Source organism: Acinetobacter sp. AOR18_HL, from assembly GCF_027855145.1.
In the GTDB taxonomy this organism is placed as follows: Bacteria; Pseudomonadota; Gammaproteobacteria; order Pseudomonadales; family Moraxellaceae; genus Acinetobacter; species Acinetobacter pittii.
The window spans coordinates 30416-53633 of the sequence record NZ_JAKTIG010000004.1; the positions used below are offsets into that span (position 1 = coordinate 30416).

Below are 23218 nucleotides of genomic sequence, written 5' to 3' on the forward strand. Positions count from 1 at the left end.
GTCATTTATTGCTGTTTACGCGATAAGCAAAATGTATTTATGATTTTATGGACTCAAAGGTTTTCACATTGCTTGAACAAGTGTAAAATCTTTCAGGTTTTTTAACTTTGATTTACACCGTTTTTATATTTTGAGGTTCGCCTCGATCATAATCTCGCGGTGAAATGCTCCTTCGTATAGGGCATCACTCCTTAAGGATTTTTTTATGCCAATTATCACATTGCCAAATGGCGATCAAAAGAGTTTTGATCACGCTGTATCTGTTATGGAAGTTGCCCAAAGTATTGGGCCTGGTCTAGCAAAAAATACTGTTGCTGGCCGTGTAAATGATCGCTTAGTTGATGCATGTGACTTAATTACCGAAGATTCGACCTTACAAATTATCACTCCAAAAGATGAGAAAGGTCTTGAAATTATTCGCCACTCTTGTGCACACCTTGTAGGGCATGCTGTTAAACAGCTTTTCCCGGAAGCCAAGATGGTGATTGGTCCAGTCATTGAAGAAGGTTTTTACTACGACATCTGGATGCCACGTCCTTTTACTTTGGATGATATGGCAGCTATCGAAGAGCGCATGAAAAAGCTCATCGATCAAGATTATGATGTCGTTAAAAAAATGACACCACGTGATGAAGTTATTGCTGAATTTACTGCGCGTGGCGAAGAATATAAATTACGCTTGATTGCAGACATGCCTGAAGAAACACAAATGGGCTTGTACTACCATCAAGATTATTTGGATATGTGCCGTGGTCCACACGTACCGAATACCAAATTCTTAAAATCGTTCAAGCTCACTAAAATCTCTGGTGCATACTGGCGTGGTGATGCGAAGAACGAACAGCTTCAACGTATTTATGGTACAGCTTGGGCAGACAAAAAACAGCTCGCTGCATATATCAAGCGTATCGAAGAAGCTGAAAAGCGTGACCATCGTAAAATTGGTAAAGCTTTAGACTTGTTCCATATGCAAGAAGAAGCACCGGGTATGGTGTTCTGGCATCCAAATGGCTGGACTATTTATCAAGTACTTGAACAATACATGCGTAAAGTTCAGCAAGACAATGGTTACCTTGAGATTAAAACACCACAAATTGTAGACTTTACATTGTGGGAAAAATCAGGACATGCGGCCAACTACGCAGACAACATGTTTACGACTCATTCTGAAAATCGTAACTATGCGGTTAAGCCAATGAACTGCCCATGTCATGTGCAAGTGTTCAACCAAGGTTTGAAGTCTTACCGTGATCTACCGATTCGTTTAGCAGAGTTTGGTTCTTGTCATCGTAACGAACCATCAGGTTCTTTACACGGCATTATGCGTGTACGTGGCTTTACACAAGATGACGCACATATTTTCTGTACTAAAGAGCAGATCGGTCAAGAAGTTGCTGACTTTATTAAGCTGACTTTAGAAGTTTATAAAGATTTTGGCTTTGAAGAAGTGCAAATGAAACTTTCTACACGTCCAGAAAAACGTGTGGGTGATGATGCACTTTGGGATATGGCTGAAAAATCTTTAGCAGATGCTTTAGATGCAGCGGGTCTCGAATGGGAATTACAACCTGGTGAAGGCGCGTTCTACGGTCCGAAAATTGAATTCTCATTGAAAGACTGTCTCGGACGTGTATGGCAGTGTGGTACTATTCAGTGTGACTTCAACTTACCAGAACGTTTAGATGCGTCTTATGTGACTGAAGACAATGATCGTGATCAGCCTGTAATGTTGCATCGTGCAATTCTTGGCAGTTTTGAGCGTTTTATTGGTATACTAATTGAACACTACGCTGGTTTCATGCCACCTTGGTTGTCGCCGTTACAAGCATGTGTCATGAATATTACCGACTCTCAAGCTGAAGCTTGTGAGAAAGTCGTAGCAAAACTCAAAGAAAATGGCCTTCGTGCTATTTCTGACTTGAGAAATGAAAAAATCGGATTTAAGATTCGTGAGCGTACTCTAGAGCGTATTCCTTACCTATTAGTTCTTGGTGATCGAGAAGTTGAAGAAGGTACAGTGAATGTGCGTACCCGCTCAGGAAAAAATTTAGGTACTATGTCAGTAGATGCATTCATTGACTTAGTGAAGTCTGCCGTCGCCGAACGTGGCCGGTATATTGTGGAGTAAGAAAGATTAAACAGCCTGACCGTAACCAACAACAAGGTGCAAAAAGCAACCGTCCAGCAATTAACGACGAGATCCGTGCAAAAGAAGTACGCCTCGTTGGTGCTGACGGTGAGCAAAAAGGAATTGTTTCATTAAATGAAGCACTGCGCGCTGCTGAAGAGGCAGATCTTGACCTAGTTGAGATCGTTGCAAACGCCGAGCCGCCTGTTTGTAAAATTATGGATTACAACAAGCACTTGTTTGACCTTAAGCAGAAGCAAAAAGATGCGAAGAAAAAACAGCATCAAGTGCAAGTGAAGGAAATCAAACTGCGCCCTGCAACTGATGTTGGTGATTATCAAGTTAAGCTTCGTGCTATTTTGAAATTCCTTGAAGAAGGAAACAAAGTGAAAATCACTTTACGTTTCCGTGGTCGTGAAATGGCTCACCAACAACTTGGCTTAGCTCAATTACAAAAAATTGAAGCGGATGTCGCTGAGTTTGGGGTTGTGGAACAAGCACCTAAAATGGAAGGCCGTCAAATGGGTATGTTACTTGGACCGAAAAAGAAAAAGTAATACTCAAAAAAAGCACTGCAAAAGCAGTGCTTTTTTATATCCTTATCATAATAAAAAAAGATGATTTAATTTTCTCTGTTCAGTTTTATTTAAGACAATTGCTATATCTTTTAAAAGAAATTCAATTCTTGAATTTTATGTATTTTTTAGTGTTGGAAATCTCATCGTCCCTCTTAAAACATGCTATAACGCAAGACGCAGTCATGATAACGATGAATAGGAAAATAGAATGATTGATCTATATTATTGGGGAACTCCCAATGGACATAAAATCACAATTGCCTTAGAAGAAATGGGACTAGACTACACTCTTTACCCAATCAATATTTTAGAAAATGATCAATTTCAACCAGACTTTCTGAGAATTTCTCCAAATAATAAAATTCCGGCGATTGTTGACCAAGATGGACCTCGTGGTGAGCCAATTTCAATATTTGAATCAGGTGCGATCCTGCAATATCTAGGTCGAAAAACTGGATTATTTTATCCAACTGATGAGCAAGAGCGAGTTGAAGTTGAACAATGGCTCATGTGGCAAATGGGTGGGCTAGGGCCTATGCTAGGGCAGAATCATCATTTTAACCGCTTTGCACCAGAAAAAATTCCATACGCTATAGACCGCTATGTAAATGAGACTAAGCGCTTATATGGTGTGCTGAATAAGCAGCTCATTGGCCAGAAGTTTGTTGCGGGTGAATACTCGATTGCTGATATGGCAATTTTACCTTGGATCTTGCGCTATGAATGGCAAGGTATTCAGCTAGAGGATTATCCTTATGTGCAAGAATATATTGTTCGCTTGACGGCACGTCCTGCGGTACAAAAAGCACTATCAATTAAAGTTATTTAACTTTTATTGGTAGCGTAATGAATAAAGTGAAAGGTGATTTGGTCTAATTTAATATGCTAAGTTACTTTTTACTTTTTTTGAGCGCGTTTGGGGCGGCTACATTATTACCGTTACAATCAGAAGCTGTACTCGCCACCTTATTATTAAAAAAAGAATATTCTGCTTTTCTTCTAATTTCTATCGCCACTTTCGGAAATGTACTGGGCTCGTGTGTGAACTGGTGGCTTGGTTTAAAAATAGAGCAGTTTAAACACAAAAAGTGGTTTCCTGTTTCTGAAAAGCGTTTAGAGCAAGCTCAAAGCTTTTATCATAAGTATGGGTTTTATTCGCTGCTTTTAAGTTGGACACCTATTATTGGTGACCCACTTACTTTAGTTGCAGGTTTATTCAAAGAAAATTTTTGGCGTTTTTTAATTATAGTTTTGATTGCTAAAGCAGGACGCTATATTTTTATTTATTGGGTGATTACAGGTTTTATTTAAAATAAAAGCATCCGAAGATGCTTTTAATAAAATGGTCTAACTAGTCTTCTGAGCTTTTGGTAATATCGACTTTAAATAGATCATTGGTTTTTAGCCAACAGAAGGTGACCACTGCAAGTGTCATACAACCCCCAAAAATAGTGGCTGCAATTGTTCCTAAATATTTGGCTGCTAAACCTGACTCAAATGCACCAAGCTCATTACTTGATGAAACGAACATTCCGTTTACAGCAGCAACGCGACCACGCATATTTTCTGGTGGAAAAATTTGCAAAATGGTTTGTCTAACCACAACTGAAATACTGTCACAAGCGCCTGTCATAGCCAACGCAAATAGTGATAACCACATGTTGTTTGAGAATGCGAAAAGAATCGTGAAAACACCAAATCCTGCAACAGCAAGTAGCATGTTACGCCATGCATGTTGAGTTGGCGGGAAGCGAGTCAAAGCAATCATAGTGACGAGCGCTCCAATAGATGGCGCCGCACGCAAATATCCCAGTCCTTCTGGGCCGACTTTTAAGATATCTTCTGCAAAAATTGGCAATAATGCGATGACTCCACCAAATAAAACAGAAGCTAAATCAAGAGAAATTGCCCAAAGAACAATTTTAGTTTTCCAGATAAAACGGAAACCATCTCCTAAACTTTCTAAAACATTAGCAGTTTCAATTTTAGGAAAAGTACGCTTATGCAATAGGTTAATTAAGATGAAACAAATACCAAGTAAAACCGCAACACTAAATAGACTTGTTTCTCGGCCTAAATAGGCAAGCATGAAACCACCAAGCATTGGCCCGATAATTACTCCACTTTGCCAACCGATTGTCGTCCATGTTGCACCATTTGCATACAGTTCACGAGGTATCAAAAATGGTTTTAAAGACGTTGCAGAGGGATTATAAAACCCACGTATAGTACCTAAGCCAAAAATAACAGCATAAATACCCCAAGAAAGGAAATTTACGCTGATATGACCTAACCCATGCAGATGGAACAGCGACCACAGCACTAAAGGAAGAGGAACCGAGAAAAACAAACAGATTTTCATAATAATCTGTTTATTAAATCTATCTGCAAAATAGCCACCCCAAAGCGATAGGGCAATAAATGGAATGGCTTCTGCTAATCCAATTAAGCCTAAAGTTAGAGGATCTTTGGTAATTTGATAAAGTGAATAAGCAACAATAATTTCTTGAATCAAAATTGCTAACGTTAAGCAAAATTGATTAATCGTAACAATTGAGAAATCTCTGTAGCGTAAGGCTGCAAATGCATCATGTTTCTGCATTAGAAATATCGTATGTTGATAATTTGATCGTATTATAAATGGAAAAAAGCATAGGCGCTTTATTTATTATTGATATTGCTGACAAGGTTGAATTTGGAAAAGTCTTTCTTGCAACCATAAAAACAGTAACTAATAGTTTTAATTTTGCTCAGGTTGCTATAAAATACGCGCTTCCTTACCTGCAGGTCGATTTTGCAATGGTGCAATCGCGCCGAACAGGTGCCTAAAAGAGGTTACTATGGCTAAGTTAAAAACTCGCCGTGGTGCAGCTAAACGCTTCAAAGCGACTGCAAACGGTTTTAAGCGTAAACAAGCGTTCAAGCGCCACATCTTGACCAAAAAATCTGCTAAACGTATCCGTCAATTACGCGGCTGTGTAATGGTTCATGTTTCTGACATGAATTCAGTTCGTCGTATGTGCCCATACATCTAAGGAGATTATAAATGGCTCGTGTAAAACGTGGTGTAGTGGCTCATCGTCGTCACAAAAAAATTCTTGCTCGCGCTAAAGGTTACTACGGTGCTCGTTCACGCGTTTACCGCGTAGCATTCCAAGCGGTAATCAAAGCTGGTCAATACGCTTACCGTGACCGCCGTCAAAAGAAACGTCAATTCCGTGCTCTATGGATTGCGCGTATCAATGCTGGTGCTCGTCAAAACGGTTTGTCTTACAGCCGTATGATCGATGGCTTGAAAAAAGCTCAAGTGATCATCGACCGTCGCGTATTAGCTGACATCGCTATGCATGATGCAGTAGCATTTGCTGCTTTAGCTGAAAAAGCTAAAGGTGCATTAGCTGCATAAGCTTAGAGATTTAAAGAAAGACCGCTTTTTAGCGGTCTTTTTTATTTTTAGCGGTTCTATTTTAAAAAGAGATAACAATCAGAGATAAAAGATGAAAGACGAAAAATTTCTTAATGATTTAATTAAAAAAGTACAGCAAGGTCACCAGTTCAAATATTTATATTTCTGGGGGCATACTCCTAAGAAAGCTGATCTTGTTGATAAGAGTTGTTTTAGCCAGTGGTTTCCTGCGCAATTTGAAGTAGAGAGTATCGAGTACTTTACTGCTGAGCACTATATGATGGCGCAAAAAGCAAAAATATTTAATGATGAAGAAATTTTTGCACGGATTTTGCAAGTTAAACATCCTAATGAGGCGAAACAACTAGGTCGCAAAGTACGTAATTATGAGGAACAGATATGGCAAGAAAAACGGTTTGATATTGTCGTACAGGCGAATTTTGCCAAATTCTCACAGCATCCTGAGTTGAAGAAATTCTTATTAGCAACGAAAGACCGTATTTTAGTTGAAGCATCTCCAGTCGATAAAATTTGGGGAATTGGTATGGCGCAGGACCATCCATATATTCAAGATCCATCTCTATGGCAAGGACTAAATTTGTTGGGTTTTGCTTTAATGCATGTTCGAGAGCTACTTTTAACTGAGTAGGTTGATGTGAGACCAATCAATGCTTCACTTTAAAAGTAGTGACGTGAGGGAAGTAAATTGAAATCATTAAATGATATGGATATTCGTATAGCATCACTCAAGGATGCATTATCTATTGCAGAAGTACATATACAGGGGTGGAAAGAAACCTATACAGGTATAATTAAGCAAGAAATATTAGATGAGCTTAAAATCCTAGATAAGGAGTTATTATGGAAAGAAATAGCAAAAAGCCCTGATCATAAGTTATTTGTCTATACTGAAAATGGGGCAGTGAAAGGCTTTCTCGATGGTTATTTAAACCCAGAAAATAATATTGCTGAAATTATGGCTTTTTATCTTTTAAAAGAAGTTCAAAAGCAAGGCATGGGACGTGAGTTATTTCAAAAGTTCTACCAATGCGCTTTAAATCAAGGATACAGTTTTATTCGCTTAGAAGTTTTTAATAAAAATCCAAGTCGTTTCTTCTACGAAAAAATGGGAGCTAAATTAATTGGGGAAACCGAACTACTTGAGTTCGGTCCCGAAATAACAGAGTTACTTTATCAATGGGAACTCTAATCTTTAAAGTCCAAAATAATAAGCCAAAGCACAAATAATAATCGTTAGAATAACCAGTTTAATAACGCCTGAACCAGTGCCTTTATGGTGCTGAGACTTGAGATGCTGTGGATTTTCATTTGATTGCTCAAATGGAGATGCTTTAACTACAGGCACCATCTGAGCTGTCTGATAATGGTTGGCAACTTTCACAATAAGCTTGGCAAACAAATCATCAGTTTTTTGTGTAAAGTTTCTTAAATTGATGAGTTGCTCTTGGTCTAGTTCTTCTCCCAAAGGATCATTTGCAATACGTTTCTTTTGTTCTAAGTAGTCAGCTAATGCTTGAGTGCGAGATAAAAGTTGATGGGCATAATCTGCGGGATAATTCTCTGGAATTAATGCAAGTTTTGGCTCTAAGCTTTTAATATTTGTACCATCAAAAAGAGCATTTTGAAGTTCTGGCTCCTCAAAGCCTGCTGCATATTTACTATGAAATAATTCACTATCCATAAAATCAGCTATTTCTTGCCATGGCGGATTTTTTAAATCAGCTTCAATTTTTTTTGATAATTTTTCATTGAGTTCAAAACGCCAGAAAGTTTCTAAACGAAGCTCACAGGTTTGTGAAGCAGGAGCTTCAAACTCATTATCATTGTTATACCATTCGGCAAGCTCATGGCCAAAAATCCAAGCAAATTTATTATCATTTTGATGGGTCACGATAAAATGAGTATAAGGTAAGAGCTCGACATTGCTATTTGGATTTTGTTCTTCATTGAGAAGGCTTGATAAATGTAAGCTGAGCTTTGAGGTACCTTGTTTTTTTAATGCTTCTAGCCAAACTTGGAAGTGTTGGGCCAACAAATGTTGAGAAGTTAAGTCACGAAACTGAAAACTATGATGGTCGAAAATATGATGTTGTCGCCATTGGTTAAAGCTTAAATTCTGACGGAGGTATTCATTACCATATGTCACAAGCGTAAGTTGTTGTTTCCAAATCTGATTAAGCGCCATAATAGTTGATCTCATTGACGATACTACTATCTTATACGTTTTATCTTTTTGTTGCCTAATACATTTTTCATGATGGATAAACTTCATCAATTCAATGAAAAACTGTTAGAATGCAGTGTTTTATTATATTTTTTAAATTTGTTGCTTTGAGAGTTAATATGTCACTGGAAGCCCTGACCACAGAAGCGCTTGCTGCCATTGCAGCAGCTCAAGACCTTGTTGCACTTGATCAGGTGCGTGTGCAATTTACAGGGAAAAAAAGCCAGCTTGCAGAACAATCGAAAGCATTAGGGAAAATGGACCCTGAAGAACGCAAAGTACAAGGTGCTGCGATTCATGCTGTTCGAGAAACAATTAATACTGCATTAACAGAACGTCAAGCGGCACTACAACAGGCAGCACTTGCACAAAAGCTAGCAAGTGAAACGATTGATATTACATTGCCGGGCCGTGGTCAACGTATTGGTACAGTTCATCCTGTTACTCAGGTACAAGAGCGAATTTGTCAGTTCTTCACTAAAGCTGGTTTTACAGTTGCAACCGGTCCAGAAGTTGAAGATGACTATCACAATTTCGAAGCATTAAATATTCCTGGTCACCATCCGGCACGTGCTATGCACGATACTTTCTACTTTGATGCTACTCACTTGCTACGTACGCATACCTCTGGGGTACAGATTCGTACAATGGAGACGAGTGAGCCGCCAATTCGTATCGTATGCCCTGGCCGTGTTTACCGTTGTGATTCGGATCAAACGCATTCACCAATGTTCCACCAGATCGAAGGCTTATATGTTGCTGAGAACACAAGCTTTGCTGAATTAAAAGGTTTATTGATTAACCTACTGAATGAATTTTTTGAGAAAGATTTAAAAGTACGTTTCCGTCCTTCATATTTCCCATTTACAGAGCCTAGTGCAGAAGTAGATATCATGGATGAGCGTGGACGTTGGTTAGAAGTTTTAGGCTGTGGCATGGTACATCCAAATGTATTGCGTGCTGCGGGTATTGATCCTGATAAATACAAAGGCTTTGCTTTTGGTTTAGGGGTAGAGCGTTTTGCAATGTTGCGTTATGGCATTAATGACTTGCGTATGTTCTATCAAAATGATGTGCGTTTCTTACGCCAATTTGCCTAACATTTTTTCAGGATTAAAAAAGGTTTATAAAGATGAAGATTAGCGAAAATTGGCTACGCACATGGGTTAACCCGGCAATTGATAGTGAGACATTGTCTGATCAGTTAACTATGCTTGGTCTTGAAGTTGATGAACTTGCACCTGTTGCTAAGCCATTTACTGGCGTCGTGGTCGGCGAAGTTTTAACAGTTGAGCAGCATCCAGATGCAGATCGTTTGCGTGTAACGACAGTTAATATTGGTTCGGGCGAGCCTTTACAAATTGTTTGTGGGGCACCGAATGTTCGTGCTGGCATGAAAGCTCCAGTTGCAACGATTGGTGCTGTATTACCGGGTGATTTCAAAATCAAAAAAGGTAAACTTCGTGGAGTTGAGTCACAAGGCATGCTTTGTGGTGCTTCTGAAATTGATCTTGAAGATAAAATCGATGGTTTGCTTGAGTTACCTGCTGATGCTCCAGTAGGGATAAATATCCGTGAATACTTAAAACTCGATGATAACGTCATCGATATCAGTATTACACCAAACCGTGGTGACTGTTTCAGTATCCGTGGTATCGCTCGTGAGATTGCAGTAATTAACCAACTGCAAATGAATGAACCTGATATTAAATCAGTTGAAGCGACAATTGCTGATGAGAAGAAAGTAGTGATCAGCACTGAAGGTACTCCACGCTATTTAGGACGTGTAATTAAAAACGTTAATGTAAAAGCTGCTACTCCTGAGTGGATGGAGCAGGCTTTAGCTCGTTCAGGAATTCGCACGCACAGTATTTTGGTTGATGTGACGAACTATGTCCTTATGGAACTGGGTCAGCCAATGCATGCTTTCGATTTAGCTAAAATCGAAGGGACTGTACATGTGCGTCAAGCTCAGCCACAAGAAAAATTACAACTCCTTAATGATCAAGAAGTTGAATTACAAGAAGATATTATGGTGATTGCTGATGACCAGAAAGCTTTGGCAATTGCTGGAATTATGGGTGGTTTAGCATCAAGCGTAACTGATGATACTACCGATATCTTCCTAGAAAGTGCTTTCTTCGCGCCACTTGCTATTGCTGGACGTGCTCGTCGTTTTGGCTTGCATACTGATTCTTCACAGCGTTATGAACGTGGTGTAGATTTTGAGTTGCCGTTAATTGCCATGAACCGTGCTTCGCAGCTTATTCAAGAGTTGGCAGGTGGTGAATTTGGTCCAATTACTGTGGCTGAAAAAACTGAAATTTTACCAAAGCGTGAAGCAATTGAACTGAAACAAGCTCAGGTAGACCAATTGTTGGGATATCAATTGACGGCTGATTTCATTGCAGATGCTTTAACTCGACTAGGGTGTGAAGTAACTGTTAAAGCTGAAGGTGAGTGGAATGTAGTACCTCCATCACATCGCTATGACATGGCTATTTATCAAGACTTAATTGAAGAAGTGGCACGTATTGATGGTTATGACAATATCCAAATTAGCTTACCAAGCATGGATGTTCAATTAGCTAAATATCAAGACCGATTTGAAATTGCAGAGTTACGCCAAACTATCGTGACTTTAGGTTATCAAGAAGCAATTAGTTTTAGCTTTGCTGATGCAAAACTTGAAAAGCAATTGAACCCGCAAGTAAATCCGTTAATGCTAGCAAATCCAATTTCAAGTGATTTGGCTGCAATGCGTAGTACTCTACTTTCAAGTTTAATCCCTTGCGTACAATATAATCTCAATCGTCAACAAAGTCGTGTTCGTTTCTTTGAATTAGGACTTCGTTTTGATTATCAAAATGCTAAGAGTATTGAAGATCTAAAACAGATTCCGACTTTAGCTCTAGTGGCAGTTGGCTCGCAACAACCAGAATCTTGGCATGTGAAGCCTCAACCAATGGATTTCTTTGACTTCAAAGGAGAGATAGAAGAGATTTTGGCTGCTGGTCGTGTCAAAGTTGAATATGTACGTTCTGAGCGTGCATGGTTGCATCCGGGGCAGTCTGCTGAAATTTTAGTTGATGGACAATCAATTGGTTATTTAGGACGTTTGCATCCATCTCTAGAAAATGAGCTTGATTTAACAACAACGTGGGTTGCTGAACTCGATCAAACAGCCGTTTTGCAATCTTATGTATCTAATTTTACAGAATTATCACGTTTTCCTTCGATCAGACGTGATATTGCGCTTTTAATCTCTGATAATATAAATGTTAGAGATATTCAGCAGTTAATCGAAAAAACTGGTGGAGAGCTTTTAGACTCTACATGGTTATTCGATGTGTATACGGGGCAGGGTGTCGAAGAAGGTAAGCGCTCATTGGCGTTTGCATTATTATGGCAACATCCTTCACGTACGCTTGAAGATGCTGAAATTAAATCTGGTATGGACAATATAATCCAAGTGTTGGAAAACACTTATCAAGCGACATTGAGGGCCTCATGACAGCATTAACTAAAGCAGACATGGCTGATCATTTAAGTGAGTTAACCAGCTTAAATCGCCGTGAAGCAAAACAAATGGTCGAGTTGTTCTTTGACGAGATTAGCCAAGCACTTATTGCAGGGGAGCAGGTTAAGCTTTCTGGTTTTGGTAATTTCGAGTTAAGAGATAAACGCGAACGTCCAGGACGTAACCCTAAGACAGGTGAAGAAATTCCAATTTCAGCACGTAGGGTAGTGACCTTCAGAGCGGGTCAGAAGTTTAGACAACGCGTTGGAAATGAGCAGATCGATTGATCTGCTTTTTTTATATTTTAAATAGCTTTATATAGTTTATTGGGCAGCAATATAGGACCGCTTAATCTTAGAAAATCAAAATTTAGATATAAAAAAAGAGGACAAAATGTCCTCTTTTTTATCTAATCTAGAATATAGATTAGTGTGCAGCAGAAGCAGCAGCAACGTCAGAAGCAGCAGCAGCAACGTCAGAAGCAGCGGCAGCAGTTTCAGAAGCAGCAGCGTCAACAGCTACAGCAGCTTCAGAAGCAGCTTCAGTAGCTTCAGAAGCAGCAGCTACAGCTTCAGAAGCAGCAGCAGGAGCTTCTTCTTTCTTAGAACAACCAACGAAAGCTAAAGTAGCAGCAACAGCAGCAGCAACAGCGAATTTTTTGAATAACATGGCATCACTCTCACAAAAAAGATTTGAGATTAAAAAAACCTAAGTTGGACTGTTTTGCTTTTATTATTCCTAAAACGTAGCTAGGTAACAACGCATGGAGCAGTCTAACTGGTCTGCCGCTATGCTATCACTGCAAATGCTGAAATACTACTGTCGTCTGTCAAAAAAACGTATGAAAAAGAGAAAAACAGACTGTTTTTTAACAGAAAAAAACAATTAATCAGCTCGTGTATATTGGAAAAGGTAGAGGTAAGCTACTAAAAAAACTAAGCTTTTTTATGCAAAAATATTTATTATCAAAAGCTTATAAATAATTTTACATAAAAATAAGCAAAATGTATTTTTGTGTAAAGCTTGTCAACCAAATAAAAAGCCACTCAAAAGAGTGGCTTTTTTTGAAGGCTTAATTACTTAAGTTGAAGCTTTACGTTTCATTTGATCAAAGAAATCATCATTTGTTTTGGTTTCTTTCATGCGGTCAAGTAAGAATTCCATTGCTGCCAATTCATCCATAGGGTGAAGTAGCTTACGAAGAATCCATACTTTACGTAATTTATCTTCATCCATTAAACGCTCTTCACGACGTGTGCCAGATTTTTTGATATTCATAGCAGGGAAGACACGTTTTTCAGCAATACGGCGATCAAGCGTAATCTCTTGGTTACCTGTACCTTTGAACTCTTCATAAATTACATCATCCATTTTACTGCCTGTTTCAATCAAAGCAGTAGAGATGATCGTAAGTGAACCACCTTCTTCGATATTACGCGCAGCACCAAAGAAACGTTTAGGGCGCTCTAATGCATGAGCGTCTACACCGCCAGTTAACACTTTGCCTGATGATGGGATTACTGTGTTGTAAGCACGTGCAAGGCGGGTAATAGAGTCAAGAAGAATCACAACATCTTTTTTATGTTCAACAAGACGTTTAGCTTTTTCAATTACCATTTCTGCAACTTGTACATGGCGAGCTGGTGCTTCATCAAAGGTTGACGCAATAACTTCCCCGCGAACAGTACGCTCCATTTCGGTTACTTCTTCTGGACGTTCGTCAATTAATAGAACGATCAGGAATACTTCTGGATTGTTTCTAACAATCGATTGAGCAATATTTTGAAGTAACATTGTTTTACCCGCTTTCGGCGGTGCAACAATAATAGAACGTTGGCCTTTACCAATTGGCGCAACTAAATCAACGACACGAGCAGTTAAGTCTTCTGTCGTACCATTACCTAATTCCATAACCAATTGTTCGGTCGGGAAAAGGGGAGTTAAGTTTTCAAATAAAATTTTATTACGAGAATTTTCTGGCGTGTCGTAGTTAATCTGGTTAACTTTGAGCAACGCAAAATAACGCTCACCTTCTTTTGGAGGGCGAATAGTACCTGTGATGGTATCACCTGTACGCAAGTTAAAGCGTCGGATCTGTGAAGGACTCACATAAATATCATCCGGACCTGCTAAATACGAACCTGCGGCAGAACGCAAAAAACCAAAACCATCAGAGAGAATTTCGAGAACGCCGTCACCAAAAATTTCTTCGCCATTCATCGCATGGCGTTTCAAAATGGCAAAAATAATATCTTGCTTTCTGTTACGAGCCATACCTTCCAGGCCCATAAATTCAGCAATTTTAATTAGTTCGCCGATTGGTTTTTTCTTGAGTTCAGTTAAATTCATAAGGGTCAGAATTAGGAAAGAGTAGAGTGTGGTTTAAAAAGGAGAAAAATCGCTCGCATACAAAAAAGATTATCGCAATTGTATTTACACAATAACAATTCAGAAGTCTGATTAATTGTTTCGAAGAGAAATGTGAAAAAACAATTTCTGTTGCCGAGTGGCGATCTTTATGTTTGTGTCTTGTAAGAAGCCGGACGAAGATGATTCCCTTCAGTGCCTCTTGAGCATGCAATATAAGCCAGCCTAGCAAATTTGTCAATTTATAGGCGAAAAAAATACGCTATAAAAAAGTATAGCGTATTTTCTTTTTTAGCATTTTGACTTAAACGTTTTCATCAATAAAGCTAACAAGTTTAGAGCGAGGTACAGCACCAATTTGTTGAGCTACAACTTCACCATTTTTGAAAAGTAGTAAAGCAGGAATGTTACGGATGTTGTATTTCACTGCTGTATCTTCGCAAGAAGTCACATCAACTTTAACAATTTTTACTTTACCAGCATATTCACTTGATAGGTCTTCAAGAACAGGTGCGATCGCTTTACAAGGTGCACACCATCCTGCCCAGAAGTCAACAAGTACAGGGGTTTCAGCATCTAAAACATCTGCTTGGAAGTTATCATCAGTTGTATTTACAATAGTCGCAGACATGGTACGGCTCCAATTTTTAGAAAAAAGTGCTATTACAGGAGAAATTATCTCTATCAGTATTACATAGCTACTTAGTTCAATGTAAGGGTTTGATGCTATTATTCAAGGCTTAACTAAATTTGTCTAATGGATGCTCACGATATTCATCATCGACTTGTACAATCAACTAATAAATAGAAAAATTTAAATCACAGCTAATTGTTGATGAAAATGGCTTTTCAATTGCATTCTTGTGAATTACTCTAGGCGTGAATTGTTATGGGTTTAGTTCAATAATGTCTGATTTTCTGATTGATGAAGAATTACTTGCCGCCATAGATATGGGGTCGAACAGTTTTCACCTTGCAATTGCACGGGTAGATCATGGCGAAGTTAAAAAAGTTGCTTCGATGTCAGAAAAAGTACAGCTCGCAGCTGGTTTAGATGAGAATAAAAACCTAACAGAAGCCGCTCAGCAACGAGGCTTAGCCTGCTTGGCTCGTTTTGTAGGGAGATTAAGTTCTGTTCAACCAAATCGCTTACGAATTGTGGCGACCAATGCTTTGCGTCAGGCAAAAAATGGCCATGAATTTATTCAAAAAGCAGCAGAAATTTTGCCTAAACCTATTGAAATTATTGCTGGGCGAGAAGAAGCACGTCTGATTTATCTTGGCGTATCGCATACCATGGCAAATGGTGGTCGACGTTTAGTTGTAGATATTGGTGGTGGTTCTACTGAGTTCATTATTGGTGAAGAGTTTGAACCTATTTACACTGAGTCATTGCAAATGGGATGCGTGGCTTATACAAAAGCTTACTTTGCCGATGGCGAAATCACACAAAAAGCCTTTGATAAAGCAGTAGTTGCTGCCCGTAAAGAACTTTCAGCTATTGCAACAACGTATAAAATGGAAGGTTGGGATACTGTAGTTGGTTCTAGTGGAACCATTAAAGCTTGCCGCCAAATTATGGTGAATATGGGCTTGAGTGATGAACAAGAAAACGTTACTCGAGAAGGCTTATATAAACTCAAAGATAAATTACTTAAGTTTAAAAATATTTCTGAAATTGATTTTGAAGGGTTAAGAGAAGACCGACGAGCAGTTTTGCCAGCCGGATTGGCAATTTTGTACGCAGTTTTCGAAGTTTTAGAAATTGATCGTTTGGCATATTCTGATGGTGCATTACGTGAAGGAGTCATGTATGACCTATTAGGTCGTTTTAAACATGAAGATATCCGCGATCGCAGTGTACAAGCTTTAATGGGACGTTATAACGCTGATCCAAAACAAGCAGAAAGAGTCGTAAATACAGCACAACAATTATTTGATGGTGTTGCAGAATCGCTTAATTTAACGAGTGAAGACAGTGACTTACTGCGCCGAGCTGCCTATTTGCACGAAATTGGTTTGGCGATTAGCCATGGTGGGTATCACCGTCATGGTGCTTATTTATTGCAGCATTCTGATATTCCGGGCTTCTCACAAATTGATCAAAATCACCTTTCACATTTGGTCGCTCACCACCGTCGTAAATTGCGAAATGATGTAAAAAATGAAATTTTGAAGGCTGGTGGTAATAAATTACTTTATCTATGTTTATTACTTCGCCTAGCAGTTTTACTCAACCATAGTCGAAGTGATCAGATGCTTCCTGCCATTGAACTGACCATCATAAATGATCAACAATGGCAACTTAGTGTTTCTGGTGATGCCAAACAATGGCCATTGTTAGTTGCCGACTTGCATGATGAGCAAGAGCAGTTTAAGCATTGGGACATTGAATTGAATATTCAGTCGGAAAAATTTATCGATTAAAGGGATAATATTCGACCTATGAAAAAAGCTACTCAGTCCAAAGCGTGGACAACGGTTCAAATTGCACGTCATCCTGATCGTCCGCAGTTTCTAGATTATGTCGGTGAAATCTTTACAGAGTTTGATGCCTTGCATGGTGATCGTTTGTTTGGTGACGATGGTGCGATGGTAGGTGGTCTTGCTCGTTTTGATGGTCAGCCTGTGATGGTTATTGGCCAACACCGTGGTCGTAGTACCCGTGAAAAATTAAAGCACAACTTCGGTATGGCTAACCCAGAAGGTTACCGTAAATCTCAACGCCTATTAGATATGGCAGAGCGTTTTAACCTTCCGGTCTTCACATTTATTGATACTATGGGTGCTTATCCAGGTGTTGGTGCTGAAGAACGTGGACAAGCTGAAGCAATTGCAACTAGCCTTGCTCAGCTTTCAAGTTTGAAAGTTCCTGTTGTCGCAACAGTACTTGGTGAAGGCGGTTCTGGTGGTGCTTTAGGTATTGGTGTTGCTGACCGAGTAATTATGTTGTCGCATAGTATTTATTCTGTGATTTCACCAGAAGGCTGTGCATCTATTTTGTGGAAAACTGCTGAAAAAGCGGCTCAAGCAAGTGAAGCTTTAGGTTTGACAGCAGATAAATTACAATCTCTAGGTATTGTTGAATACGTAGTAGATGAAGGCGAAGGGGCTCATTTAGACCCTGAGCAAGTTATGCAAAACCTAAAAGTAGTTTTGAAGCAAGCTTTGGATGAGTTGCTACCAATGGATGCAAATGAACGATGCGAAGCACGTTATCAACGTTTAATGAAGTTTGGCAGCGAAAATTTAGGCATTGCGTCTTAAAACAGGCTCAAGAGTTTTCAGAAAATAGTACTTTTCTTATTGGATGTAGTGGCGGCATGGATTCAATGCTGCTACTACATTTGATGTCTCAAATTTTCCCTCAAAAGATCCGAGTAATTTATATAGATCATCAACTGCAATCAAAAAGTGTAGAGTGGGGCGAACTCGTTGCTAAACAAGCGACTCGTTTAAATATTCCTTATACCATTCAAAAAGTTCAAGTTACTGACGGTAATTTGGAAGCTCAAGCACGTCAGGCACGTTATCACGCTTATCTACAACATTTACAAGCCAACGAAATTTTATTGCTTGCTCATCACCAGCAAGATCAAGCTGAAACAGTAATATTGCGTTTATTGTCGGGTGCGGGTGTTGATGGGCTTGCTGCTATGCAGTGTATTGATCATCGTGTAGATATGACAATTTGGCGCCCTTTTTTGGATTTAACCCGTGAGCAGATTGCCGAGTGGACTACTCAACTTGAAATTGAGTATATAGATGATCCTACAAATTACGATATCCATTATGATCGGGCGTGGTCGCGTGAAGAACTTTGGCCCTTCTTACAAAACCGTTTTCCAAAAATGCAGCAAGCACTTAGTCGTACCAGCTATCTGATGCAAGATGCTTCTGAAATTTTAGAAGAAGTTTTAAAAGTTGATTTGCAAAATTGTGGTACGGACGAATGTTTGGACTTAAATCAGCTATTAAAACTATCTTCTGCCCGTCAGCGTCAATTGCTTTCGGTTTGGATGAAAGGTGATGGGCAATATCGACCTGCATTTGAAATGGTTGAGCGTTTAAAAAATGAAGTAATTAATTCGAAGTCTGATGCACAAGCGGCATTACACTGGAACCAGTTTTATTATGTTCGTTATCAACATCATCTTTATAGGTTGAGTAAGCAAGTTTTTCTTGTTGAAAAATTAAATCCAGTTGAAACCGAGACAGAGCATTATTTCCAAATGGGGGAAATAGTGCATTGTGCTTCAGGATATTTTCAAATTACTCAAAAAAATATGGGTTTGTCTGCATCTTTATTAAATAAAAAATTAAAAATTATTCGACGCCAAGGTGGTGAAAAGGTCCATTTATATGGTCGTGTTGGGCAATGGCCATTAAAAAAAGCAATTCAAGAAGCACATATTTTGCCTTGGCTTCGTCATACAATTCAAATATTAGTCATAGATAATGTTATGCTTGGGGTTTTTACACCGAAAGGATTTTGGTTGGCTCAGTCTCCGTATTGTGAGCAAGGAGGATGGCAACCAGATTTAATTTCTTATTCTTGTAATCTGGTAAATGGCGAAGATGGTTATGACAAGTGCAGTAAATAGTAATATCTGTTTTATTGGTGGTGGTAATATGGCCCAAGCTTTGATTGGTGGGCTCATTTCAAGAGGTTTACCGCCAACACGTATTACCGTTTCAGATCCTGTTGAGCAAATACGTCAATTATTGCAAGAAAAAGAAGTCCATGTGACACAAGATAATGTAGCTGCAATTAAAAATGCTGATGTCGTTGTACTGGCAGTAAAACCACAAGTTTTGGCGACTGTTTTACGTCCTTTAAAAGGATTGTTATCAGATAAATTGGTTATTTCAATTATTGCTGGTGCTGAAATCCAAACGATATCAAACTTAATTGATAGCAATCGAATTGTTCGAGTTATGCCAAATACGCCAGCTCTAGTTCAGACGGGTGCACATGGTATCTATGCAAATGATGTAGTAGGTACTTCGGATCGTGAATTAACAAGTCAGATTTTAGCAGCCACAGGCTTAACAATTTGGGTAAACTCCGAAGCTCAAATTGATGCGGTAACAGCGGTTTCTGGCTCAGGTCCTGCATATTTCTTCTATCTCATGGAAAGTATGATCCGTGCGGGTAAAAATTTAGGACTTGATGAAAAAGTTGCAACTGCGTTGACTCTTCAAACGGCATTAGGTGCAGCTCAAATGGCAATTACGAGTTCAAATACTCCTTCTGAACTTCGTAAGAATGTGACATCGCCAAATGGCACAACTCAAGCTGCACTTGAAGTTTTTGACCGTGCACAAATCTCCCAAAATATTCAATCTGCATTGGCTGCTGCACAGAAGCGTAGTCAAGAATTGGCTCAAGAATTGAGTGACAGTGCGAAATAGCTTAAATAGGATAAGACAACTATGGGTGCAAATTCTGCGCTAATTTTTGGAATTTTAATTAATGTCGCGATTTTATTGGTCTTTTTCCGTTTTTTAATGCAATTGGCGGCAGTAAGTCCTTATAATCCTGTGGTTTTATCGACCGTAAAGGCGACTAAAATTGTTGATATTTTTGGCCGAATTTTTCCGACGGTCGCAAAAGGCCGATTTAATTTGGCTGCGTTGGTTCTTTTAATTATTTTATATTTACTGAAAATTTTTGGCGTGATGTATCTTTCTGGTTCTATGCCAAATAGTCCGGTTCACTTAGTGATTCTGACATTTGTGACTATGATTCAGGACCTGATCCGTTTCTGCCGTTATTTAATTTTCGCGACAATTATTTTGAGTTGGGTGGTTATGTTCACTCAATCGCGTTCACCTTATATTGAAGTGATTCAAGATTTAGCTGAACCATTACTCGCACCATTCCGTCGTTTATTGCCTAATATGGGAATGATTGACTTATCTCCAATTTTGGCCTTTTTAGCGCTTTATATTGCCGAGATCTTAATGAATGAAGTTGCAAAAGTTCTTTTAACAGGACTTTAACTTAACGCAATAAAAAAAGGGCTGTTAATACAGCCCTTTTTTTATTTCTATTAATTAATGGGCATCATCCCAGTTTTGCCCTTGCCCAACTTCAACAACTAAAGGCACAGAAATTTTTACTACAGATTCCATGACAGTCGCGATTTGCTTAGAGAGCTCTTCGGCAATGTTTTGATCTGCTTCAAATACTAATTCATCGTGTACTTGCAGTAGTAGTTTGGCTTGATCTTTTGGCAAGATTTTATCGACTTCAATCATTGCGAGTTTAATGATATCAGCAGCACTACCTTGTAACGGTGCATTAATTGCAGCACGTTCGGCAGCCTTACGTACCATTACATTTCGTGCATCAATATCTGGTGTATAAAGACGACGACCTAAAATAGTTTCAACAAAGCCTTGTTCCGATGCTACTTGGCGGGTACGTTGCATGTATTCGTAAATGCCAGGATAGCGCTGGAAGTATTGTTTGATATAGTTCTGTGACTCTTGACGTGTGAAACCTAACTGACGAATTAAACCAAACTCAGACATACCATACAGTAGACCAAAGTTTACTGCCTTAGCTTGACGACGTTGATCATTGGTCACATCTTCAATTGCAATGCCCAATACTTCTGCCGCAGTACGGCGGTGAACGTCTTGTCCATGCTGGAATGCGTGTACTAATGCTTCATCTTGAGAAAAATGAGCCATTAAACGTAATTCAATTTGCGAGTAATCGGCAGCCAATAGTACTCGGCCTTCTGGCGCAATGAATGCTTTACGAATTTGACGCCCAATTTGTCTACGAATTGGAATATTTTGTAAGTTAGGATCTGAAGAGGAGAGGCGACCTGTTGCTGTGAGCGCTTGGTGATAACTCGTATGTACACGATGCGTGTCGTTATGAGATTGCTCAACTAGACGATCAGTATAGGTACTTTTCAGCTTTGCTAAACCGCGATGCTCTAGAATAATTTCCGCTAAAGGATGTTCAATTTTTTCTAAAACACTTTCACTCGTGCTGTATTGTCCAGTTGCAGTTTTTTTACCGCCTTTGATTCCTAATTTATCAAATAGTATTTCGCCTACTTGTTTAGGAGATGCAATATTAAAAGTTTCATCTGCAATTTCCATCGCCTGGTTTTCAAGCCCTTCCATCGTTTTTGCAAATTCAACGCTTAATTTATCTAAGAAGGCATGATCTAGACGAATACCATCTTCTTCCATACCCGATAAAATACGGGCAACTGGCATTTCGATGTTATATAAAATATTTTCTAGCTCAGGAAATGGCTTAAGTTTGTTTGAAAGCACTTCATACAAACGATAAGTCACATGAGCATCTTCTGCAGCATAGTGAGCAGCAACTTCAATCTCAATTTGATTAAACGTTTTTTGTTTAGCACCCTTACCAGCAATTTGTTCAAAAGTGGTGGTTAAGTGGCTTAAGTAGACACGAGCTACATCATCCATGCCGTGACGAGTTGCTGCTGCATTCAATACATAAGATGCAAGCATGCTATCGAAATACCAGCCTTTAAGTTCTATGCCATGATTGGCAAAGATATGCGCATCATATTTAAGGTGATGCCCAATTTTTTTAACTGCTTCATTTTCTAGCACAGGCTTAATTTGAGCCAGAATTTGGTCACGATCCAGTTGCTGCGGTGCATTTTCATAATTATGCGCTAATGGAACATAGTAGGCATCTTTCGCATCAAATGCGATTGAAAAGCCAACCATCTCGGCAATACGGTAGTCCAGACTTGTAGTTTCTGTATCAATAGCAAAATGATCAGCATTTTGCATGCGTTGCCAGAGCTGATCCCATGCTTCTTGGGTTAAAACAGTGTGATAATTTGCAGTTCCAAGCTGGTCATCTTGACTAGTTAAGCTTGCTTGATCTTCGGTTTCTATAGATTCAGCAGGTTTAACTTCATTTTGAACAACAGTCTGTGAAGCTTGTTGTTTATAGCTTGAGCTATTTGGATTGTTTGGATGATCAAGTGACTGTAATTGGTTTCTAAACTCAAGCTCAGTATAAAGATTGCGTAGAGCCTCAACATTTGGATCAGTAAGCTTTAACTCATGCCAATCGAGTTCTAAAGGAAGATCACAGACAATGCTAGCTAACTGGTGATCAAGCTTAATATTGTCTAAGTTATCTTTAATATTTTGGCTAAGTTTGCCTTTAAGTTGGTCTGCATTGGCAATAATATTGTCTAAAGTGCCATATTCAGTTAGTAACTTAGCTGCTGTTTTTGCACCAACGCCAGGCACACCCATGATGCCATCAGACGCATCGCCCATAAGGGTTAAGTAATCGATAATTTGATTTGGCCAAACACCAAATTTTTCAAATACCCCATCGGTATCCATGACACGATCTTTAAAGCTATCTTCAAGTTTTACATGATCATTGACGAGCTGAGCCATGTCTTTATCTCCGGTTGAGATAAGTACATGATGGCCTTCGAGTACGGCACGTTTAGCGAGTGTACCGATAATGTCATCTGCTTCTGCACCCGGAAGACTATATAAAGGAATCCCCTGAGCTTTAATCAATGCATGTAAATATGGAATCTGTTGAGATAACTCTTCCGGCATGGTAGGGCGATCACCTTTATAAATAGGTGAAAGCTTGTGGCGGAAAGTTGGCTCAGGCGTATCAAAAATGACAGCCATATGTGTCGGCTGCATACGGCGCATTAATTTTTGAATGGCAGAAATTGCCCCACGTATTGCATTGGTATGTAACCCTGTAGAGGTCGTCAATGGTGGTAATGCATGATATGCACGAAATAAAAAATAGGACCCATCAACCAAGACAAATGGTGGCATTGAACAATTCCTTAATTTGAATTAGGGGTATTTTACGTGAAAACGGCTATGAATGCAGGTTTATGATTTTTGCAGTATTTTGTATGTATAAATATACGCTTGTATTGGCTTGAAGTAAGATGACCTGTAATGAAGGTGTCAT

The 23218-nt window shown here is 39.1% G+C and carries 24 protein-coding genes; 18 read left to right on the top strand and 6 right to left on the bottom strand.

Features of this window, described 5'->3' with window-relative positions; translation table 11 throughout:
- Positions 1–205 precede the first annotated feature (205 nt).
- The 4 genes from thrS (at position 206) to MKL51_RS00610 (ending at position 4017) form a co-directional block, all read left to right on the top strand.
- Positions 206–2128, top strand: coding sequence for a threonine--tRNA ligase (gene thrS, locus MKL51_RS00595; protein WP_270904159.1), 1923 nt, complete (start codon positions 206–208; stop codon positions 2126–2128).
- 5 nt (positions 2129–2133) lie between these two features.
- Complete coding sequence (gene infC / locus MKL51_RS00600; protein WP_075383312.1) at positions 2134–2685, top strand: translation initiation factor IF-3; 552 nt, start codon at positions 2134–2136, stop codon at positions 2683–2685.
- 229 nt (positions 2686–2914) lie between these two features.
- The gene (locus MKL51_RS00605) at positions 2915–3535 is read left to right on the top strand and encodes a glutathione S-transferase N-terminal domain-containing protein (protein ID WP_002117212.1); all 621 of its coding nucleotides are present in this window, start codon (positions 2915–2917) and stop codon (positions 3533–3535) included.
- 53 nt (positions 3536–3588) lie between these two features.
- Entirely contained in the window at positions 3589–4017 is a 429-nt protein-coding gene (locus tag MKL51_RS00610; RefSeq protein ID WP_017482381.1) for a YqaA family protein, read from the top strand.
- Positions 4018–4057: 40 nt separating this feature from the next.
- On the opposite strand, the gene nreB is transcribed toward MKL51_RS00610, so the two are convergent.
- A complete protein-coding gene (gene nreB / locus MKL51_RS00615; protein ID WP_002117292.1) occupies positions 4058–5308 on the bottom strand; it encodes a nickel resistance MFS transporter NreB in 1251 nt (416 codons plus the stop codon).
- 38 nt (positions 5309–5346) lie between these two features.
- Here nreB and MKL51_RS00620 point away from each other — a divergent pair, with 38 nt between their 5' ends.
- The 5 genes from MKL51_RS00620 (at position 5347) to MKL51_RS00640 (ending at position 7322) form a co-directional block, all read left to right on the top strand.
- Positions 5347–5535, top strand: a complete 189-nt coding sequence (locus MKL51_RS00620) for a hypothetical protein (protein ID WP_017482380.1) — start codon at positions 5347–5349, stop codon at positions 5533–5535.
- An 11-nt stretch (positions 5536–5546) separates the two neighbouring features.
- A complete protein-coding gene (gene rpmI / locus MKL51_RS00625) occupies positions 5547–5741 on the top strand; it encodes a 50S ribosomal protein L35 (RefSeq protein ID WP_002054552.1) in 195 nt (64 codons plus the stop codon).
- A gap of 11 nt (positions 5742–5752) precedes the next feature.
- Positions 5753–6112: a 50S ribosomal protein L20 gene (gene rplT, locus MKL51_RS00630; protein ID WP_000124858.1), complete on the top strand. Its 360-nt coding sequence runs from the start codon at positions 5753–5755 to the stop codon at positions 6110–6112.
- Between the two features lie 91 nt (positions 6113–6203).
- Positions 6204–6761 carry an NADAR family protein gene (locus tag MKL51_RS00635; RefSeq protein ID WP_017482379.1) on the top strand — a complete coding sequence of 186 codons (558 nt, stop codon included), beginning with the start codon at positions 6204–6206 and terminating at the stop codon, positions 6759–6761.
- Positions 6762–6818: 57 nt separating this feature from the next.
- Positions 6819–7322: a GNAT family N-acetyltransferase gene (locus MKL51_RS00640; RefSeq protein WP_025468544.1), complete on the top strand. Its 504-nt coding sequence runs from the start codon at positions 6819–6821 to the stop codon at positions 7320–7322.
- Between the two features lie 3 nt (positions 7323–7325).
- On the opposite strand, the gene MKL51_RS00645 is transcribed toward MKL51_RS00640, so the two are convergent.
- Positions 7326–8318, bottom strand: a complete 993-nt coding sequence (locus MKL51_RS00645) for a hypothetical protein (RefSeq protein ID WP_017482377.1) — start codon at positions 8316–8318, stop codon at positions 7326–7328.
- A gap of 158 nt (positions 8319–8476) precedes the next feature.
- Here MKL51_RS00645 and pheS point away from each other — a divergent pair, with 158 nt between their 5' ends.
- Genes pheS through MKL51_RS00660 form a run of 3 tightly spaced genes read left to right on the top strand, consistent with a single transcriptional unit; the run spans position 8477 to position 12164 of the window.
- Positions 8477–9457 carry a phenylalanine--tRNA ligase subunit alpha gene (gene pheS, locus MKL51_RS00650; protein ID WP_002117277.1) on the top strand — a complete coding sequence of 327 codons (981 nt, stop codon included), beginning with the start codon at positions 8477–8479 and terminating at the stop codon, positions 9455–9457.
- A 32-nt stretch (positions 9458–9489) separates the two neighbouring features.
- Positions 9490–11871: a phenylalanine--tRNA ligase subunit beta gene (gene pheT, locus MKL51_RS00655; protein ID WP_017482376.1), complete on the top strand. Its 2382-nt coding sequence runs from the start codon at positions 9490–9492 to the stop codon at positions 11869–11871.
- Positions 11868–12164, top strand: a complete 297-nt coding sequence (locus MKL51_RS00660; protein ID WP_000126166.1) for an integration host factor subunit alpha — start codon at positions 11868–11870, stop codon at positions 12162–12164. Before pheT ends, MKL51_RS00660 begins: the two co-directional genes overlap by 4 nt.
- Before the next feature lie 139 nt (positions 12165–12303).
- On the opposite strand, the gene MKL51_RS00665 is transcribed toward MKL51_RS00660, so the two are convergent.
- Complete coding sequence (locus tag MKL51_RS00665) at positions 12304–12546, bottom strand: hypothetical protein (RefSeq protein ID WP_002117215.1); 243 nt, start codon at positions 12544–12546, stop codon at positions 12304–12306.
- Between the two features lie 94 nt (positions 12547–12640).
- Here MKL51_RS00665 and MKL51_RS00670 point away from each other — a divergent pair, with 94 nt between their 5' ends.
- Positions 12641–12766, top strand: coding sequence for a hypothetical protein (locus MKL51_RS00670; RefSeq protein WP_002117184.1), 126 nt, complete (start codon positions 12641–12643; stop codon positions 12764–12766).
- A 191-nt stretch (positions 12767–12957) separates the two neighbouring features.
- Here the strand turns inward: MKL51_RS00670 and rho are convergent, their stop codons facing one another.
- Together rho and trxA are read right to left on the bottom strand one after the other, a co-directional pair.
- A complete protein-coding gene (gene rho / locus MKL51_RS00675; RefSeq protein ID WP_002117304.1) occupies positions 12958–14226 on the bottom strand; it encodes a transcription termination factor Rho in 1269 nt (422 codons plus the stop codon).
- A 322-nt stretch (positions 14227–14548) separates the two neighbouring features.
- On the bottom strand, positions 14549–14875 hold the full coding sequence (gene trxA, locus MKL51_RS00680) for a thioredoxin (RefSeq protein WP_002054512.1): 327 nt from the start codon (positions 14873–14875) through the stop codon (positions 14549–14551).
- A 275-nt stretch (positions 14876–15150) separates the two neighbouring features.
- Here trxA and ppx point away from each other — a divergent pair, with 275 nt between their 5' ends.
- The 5 genes from ppx to MKL51_RS00705 are packed head-to-tail and all read left to right on the top strand — an operon-like array spanning position 15151 to position 20250.
- The gene (ppx, locus tag MKL51_RS00685) at positions 15151–16671 is read left to right on the top strand and encodes an exopolyphosphatase (protein WP_014208409.1); all 1521 of its coding nucleotides are present in this window, start codon (positions 15151–15153) and stop codon (positions 16669–16671) included.
- Positions 16672–16689: 18 nt separating this feature from the next.
- A complete protein-coding gene (locus MKL51_RS00690) occupies positions 16690–17511 on the top strand; it encodes an acetyl-CoA carboxylase carboxyltransferase subunit alpha (protein WP_005066304.1) in 822 nt (273 codons plus the stop codon).
- A gap of 56 nt (positions 17512–17567) precedes the next feature.
- Positions 17568–18848: a tRNA lysidine(34) synthetase TilS gene (tilS, locus tag MKL51_RS00695; RefSeq protein WP_017482375.1), complete on the top strand. Its 1281-nt coding sequence runs from the start codon at positions 17568–17570 to the stop codon at positions 18846–18848.
- A complete protein-coding gene (proC, locus tag MKL51_RS00700) occupies positions 18823–19659 on the top strand; it encodes a pyrroline-5-carboxylate reductase (protein WP_005804294.1) in 837 nt (278 codons plus the stop codon). The genes tilS and proC overlap by 26 nt, the downstream gene beginning before the upstream one ends.
- 21 nt (positions 19660–19680) lie before the next feature.
- The gene (locus tag MKL51_RS00705) at positions 19681–20250 is read left to right on the top strand and encodes a YggT family protein (RefSeq protein WP_000501183.1); all 570 of its coding nucleotides are present in this window, start codon (positions 19681–19683) and stop codon (positions 20248–20250) included.
- Between the two features lie 54 nt (positions 20251–20304).
- Here MKL51_RS00705 and polA read toward each other — a convergent pair whose 3' ends face one another.
- Positions 20305–23076: a DNA polymerase I gene (gene polA, locus MKL51_RS00710; RefSeq protein ID WP_017482374.1), complete on the bottom strand. Its 2772-nt coding sequence runs from the start codon at positions 23074–23076 to the stop codon at positions 20305–20307.
- Between the last annotated feature and the right edge of the window lie 142 nt (positions 23077–23218).

Coding starts and splice junctions, on each gene's coding strand:
- pheT (WP_017482376.1), top strand. CDS start 9,490: ATGAAGATTAGCGAAAATTGGCTACGCACATGGGTTAACCCGGCAATT.
- MKL51_RS00635 (WP_017482379.1), top strand. CDS start 6,204: ATGAAAGACGAAAAATTTCTTAATGATTTAATTAAAAAAGTACAGCAA.
- polA (WP_017482374.1), bottom strand. CDS start 23,076: ATGCCACCATTTGTCTTGGTTGATGGGTCCTATTTTTTATTTCGTGCA.
- MKL51_RS00690 (WP_005066304.1), top strand. CDS start 16,690: ATGAAAAAAGCTACTCAGTCCAAAGCGTGGACAACGGTTCAAATTGCA.
- MKL51_RS00605 (WP_002117212.1), top strand. CDS start 2,915: ATGATTGATCTATATTATTGGGGAACTCCCAATGGACATAAAATCACA.
- MKL51_RS00610 (WP_017482381.1), top strand. CDS start 3,589: ATGCTAAGTTACTTTTTACTTTTTTTGAGCGCGTTTGGGGCGGCTACA.
- trxA (WP_002054512.1), bottom strand. CDS start 14,875: ATGTCTGCGACTATTGTAAATACAACTGATGATAACTTCCAAGCAGAT.
- MKL51_RS00665 (WP_002117215.1), bottom strand. CDS start 12,546: ATGTTATTCAAAAAATTCGCTGTTGCTGCTGCTGTTGCTGCTACTTTA.
- rpmI (WP_002054552.1), top strand. CDS start 5,547: ATGGCTAAGTTAAAAACTCGCCGTGGTGCAGCTAAACGCTTCAAAGCG.
- MKL51_RS00670 (WP_002117184.1), top strand. CDS start 12,641: ATGGAGCAGTCTAACTGGTCTGCCGCTATGCTATCACTGCAAATGCTG.
- MKL51_RS00620 (WP_017482380.1), top strand. CDS start 5,347: ATGGAAAAAAGCATAGGCGCTTTATTTATTATTGATATTGCTGACAAG.
- MKL51_RS00645 (WP_017482377.1), bottom strand. CDS start 8,318: ATGGCGCTTAATCAGATTTGGAAACAACAACTTACGCTTGTGACATAT.
- ppx (WP_014208409.1), top strand. CDS start 15,151: ATGTCTGATTTTCTGATTGATGAAGAATTACTTGCCGCCATAGATATG.
- MKL51_RS00705 (WP_000501183.1), top strand. CDS start 19,681: ATGGGTGCAAATTCTGCGCTAATTTTTGGAATTTTAATTAATGTCGCG.
- tilS (WP_017482375.1), top strand. CDS start 17,568: ATGGATTCAATGCTGCTACTACATTTGATGTCTCAAATTTTCCCTCAA.
- rho (WP_002117304.1), bottom strand. CDS start 14,226: ATGAATTTAACTGAACTCAAGAAAAAACCAATCGGCGAACTAATTAAA.
- MKL51_RS00660 (WP_000126166.1), top strand. CDS start 11,868: ATGACAGCATTAACTAAAGCAGACATGGCTGATCATTTAAGTGAGTTA.
- rplT (WP_000124858.1), top strand. CDS start 5,753: ATGGCTCGTGTAAAACGTGGTGTAGTGGCTCATCGTCGTCACAAAAAA.
- pheS (WP_002117277.1), top strand. CDS start 8,477: ATGTCACTGGAAGCCCTGACCACAGAAGCGCTTGCTGCCATTGCAGCA.
- thrS (WP_270904159.1), top strand. CDS start 206: ATGCCAATTATCACATTGCCAAATGGCGATCAAAAGAGTTTTGATCAC.
- proC (WP_005804294.1), top strand. CDS start 18,823: ATGGTTATGACAAGTGCAGTAAATAGTAATATCTGTTTTATTGGTGGT.
- nreB (WP_002117292.1), bottom strand. CDS start 5,308: ATGCAGAAACATGATGCATTTGCAGCCTTACGCTACAGAGATTTCTCA.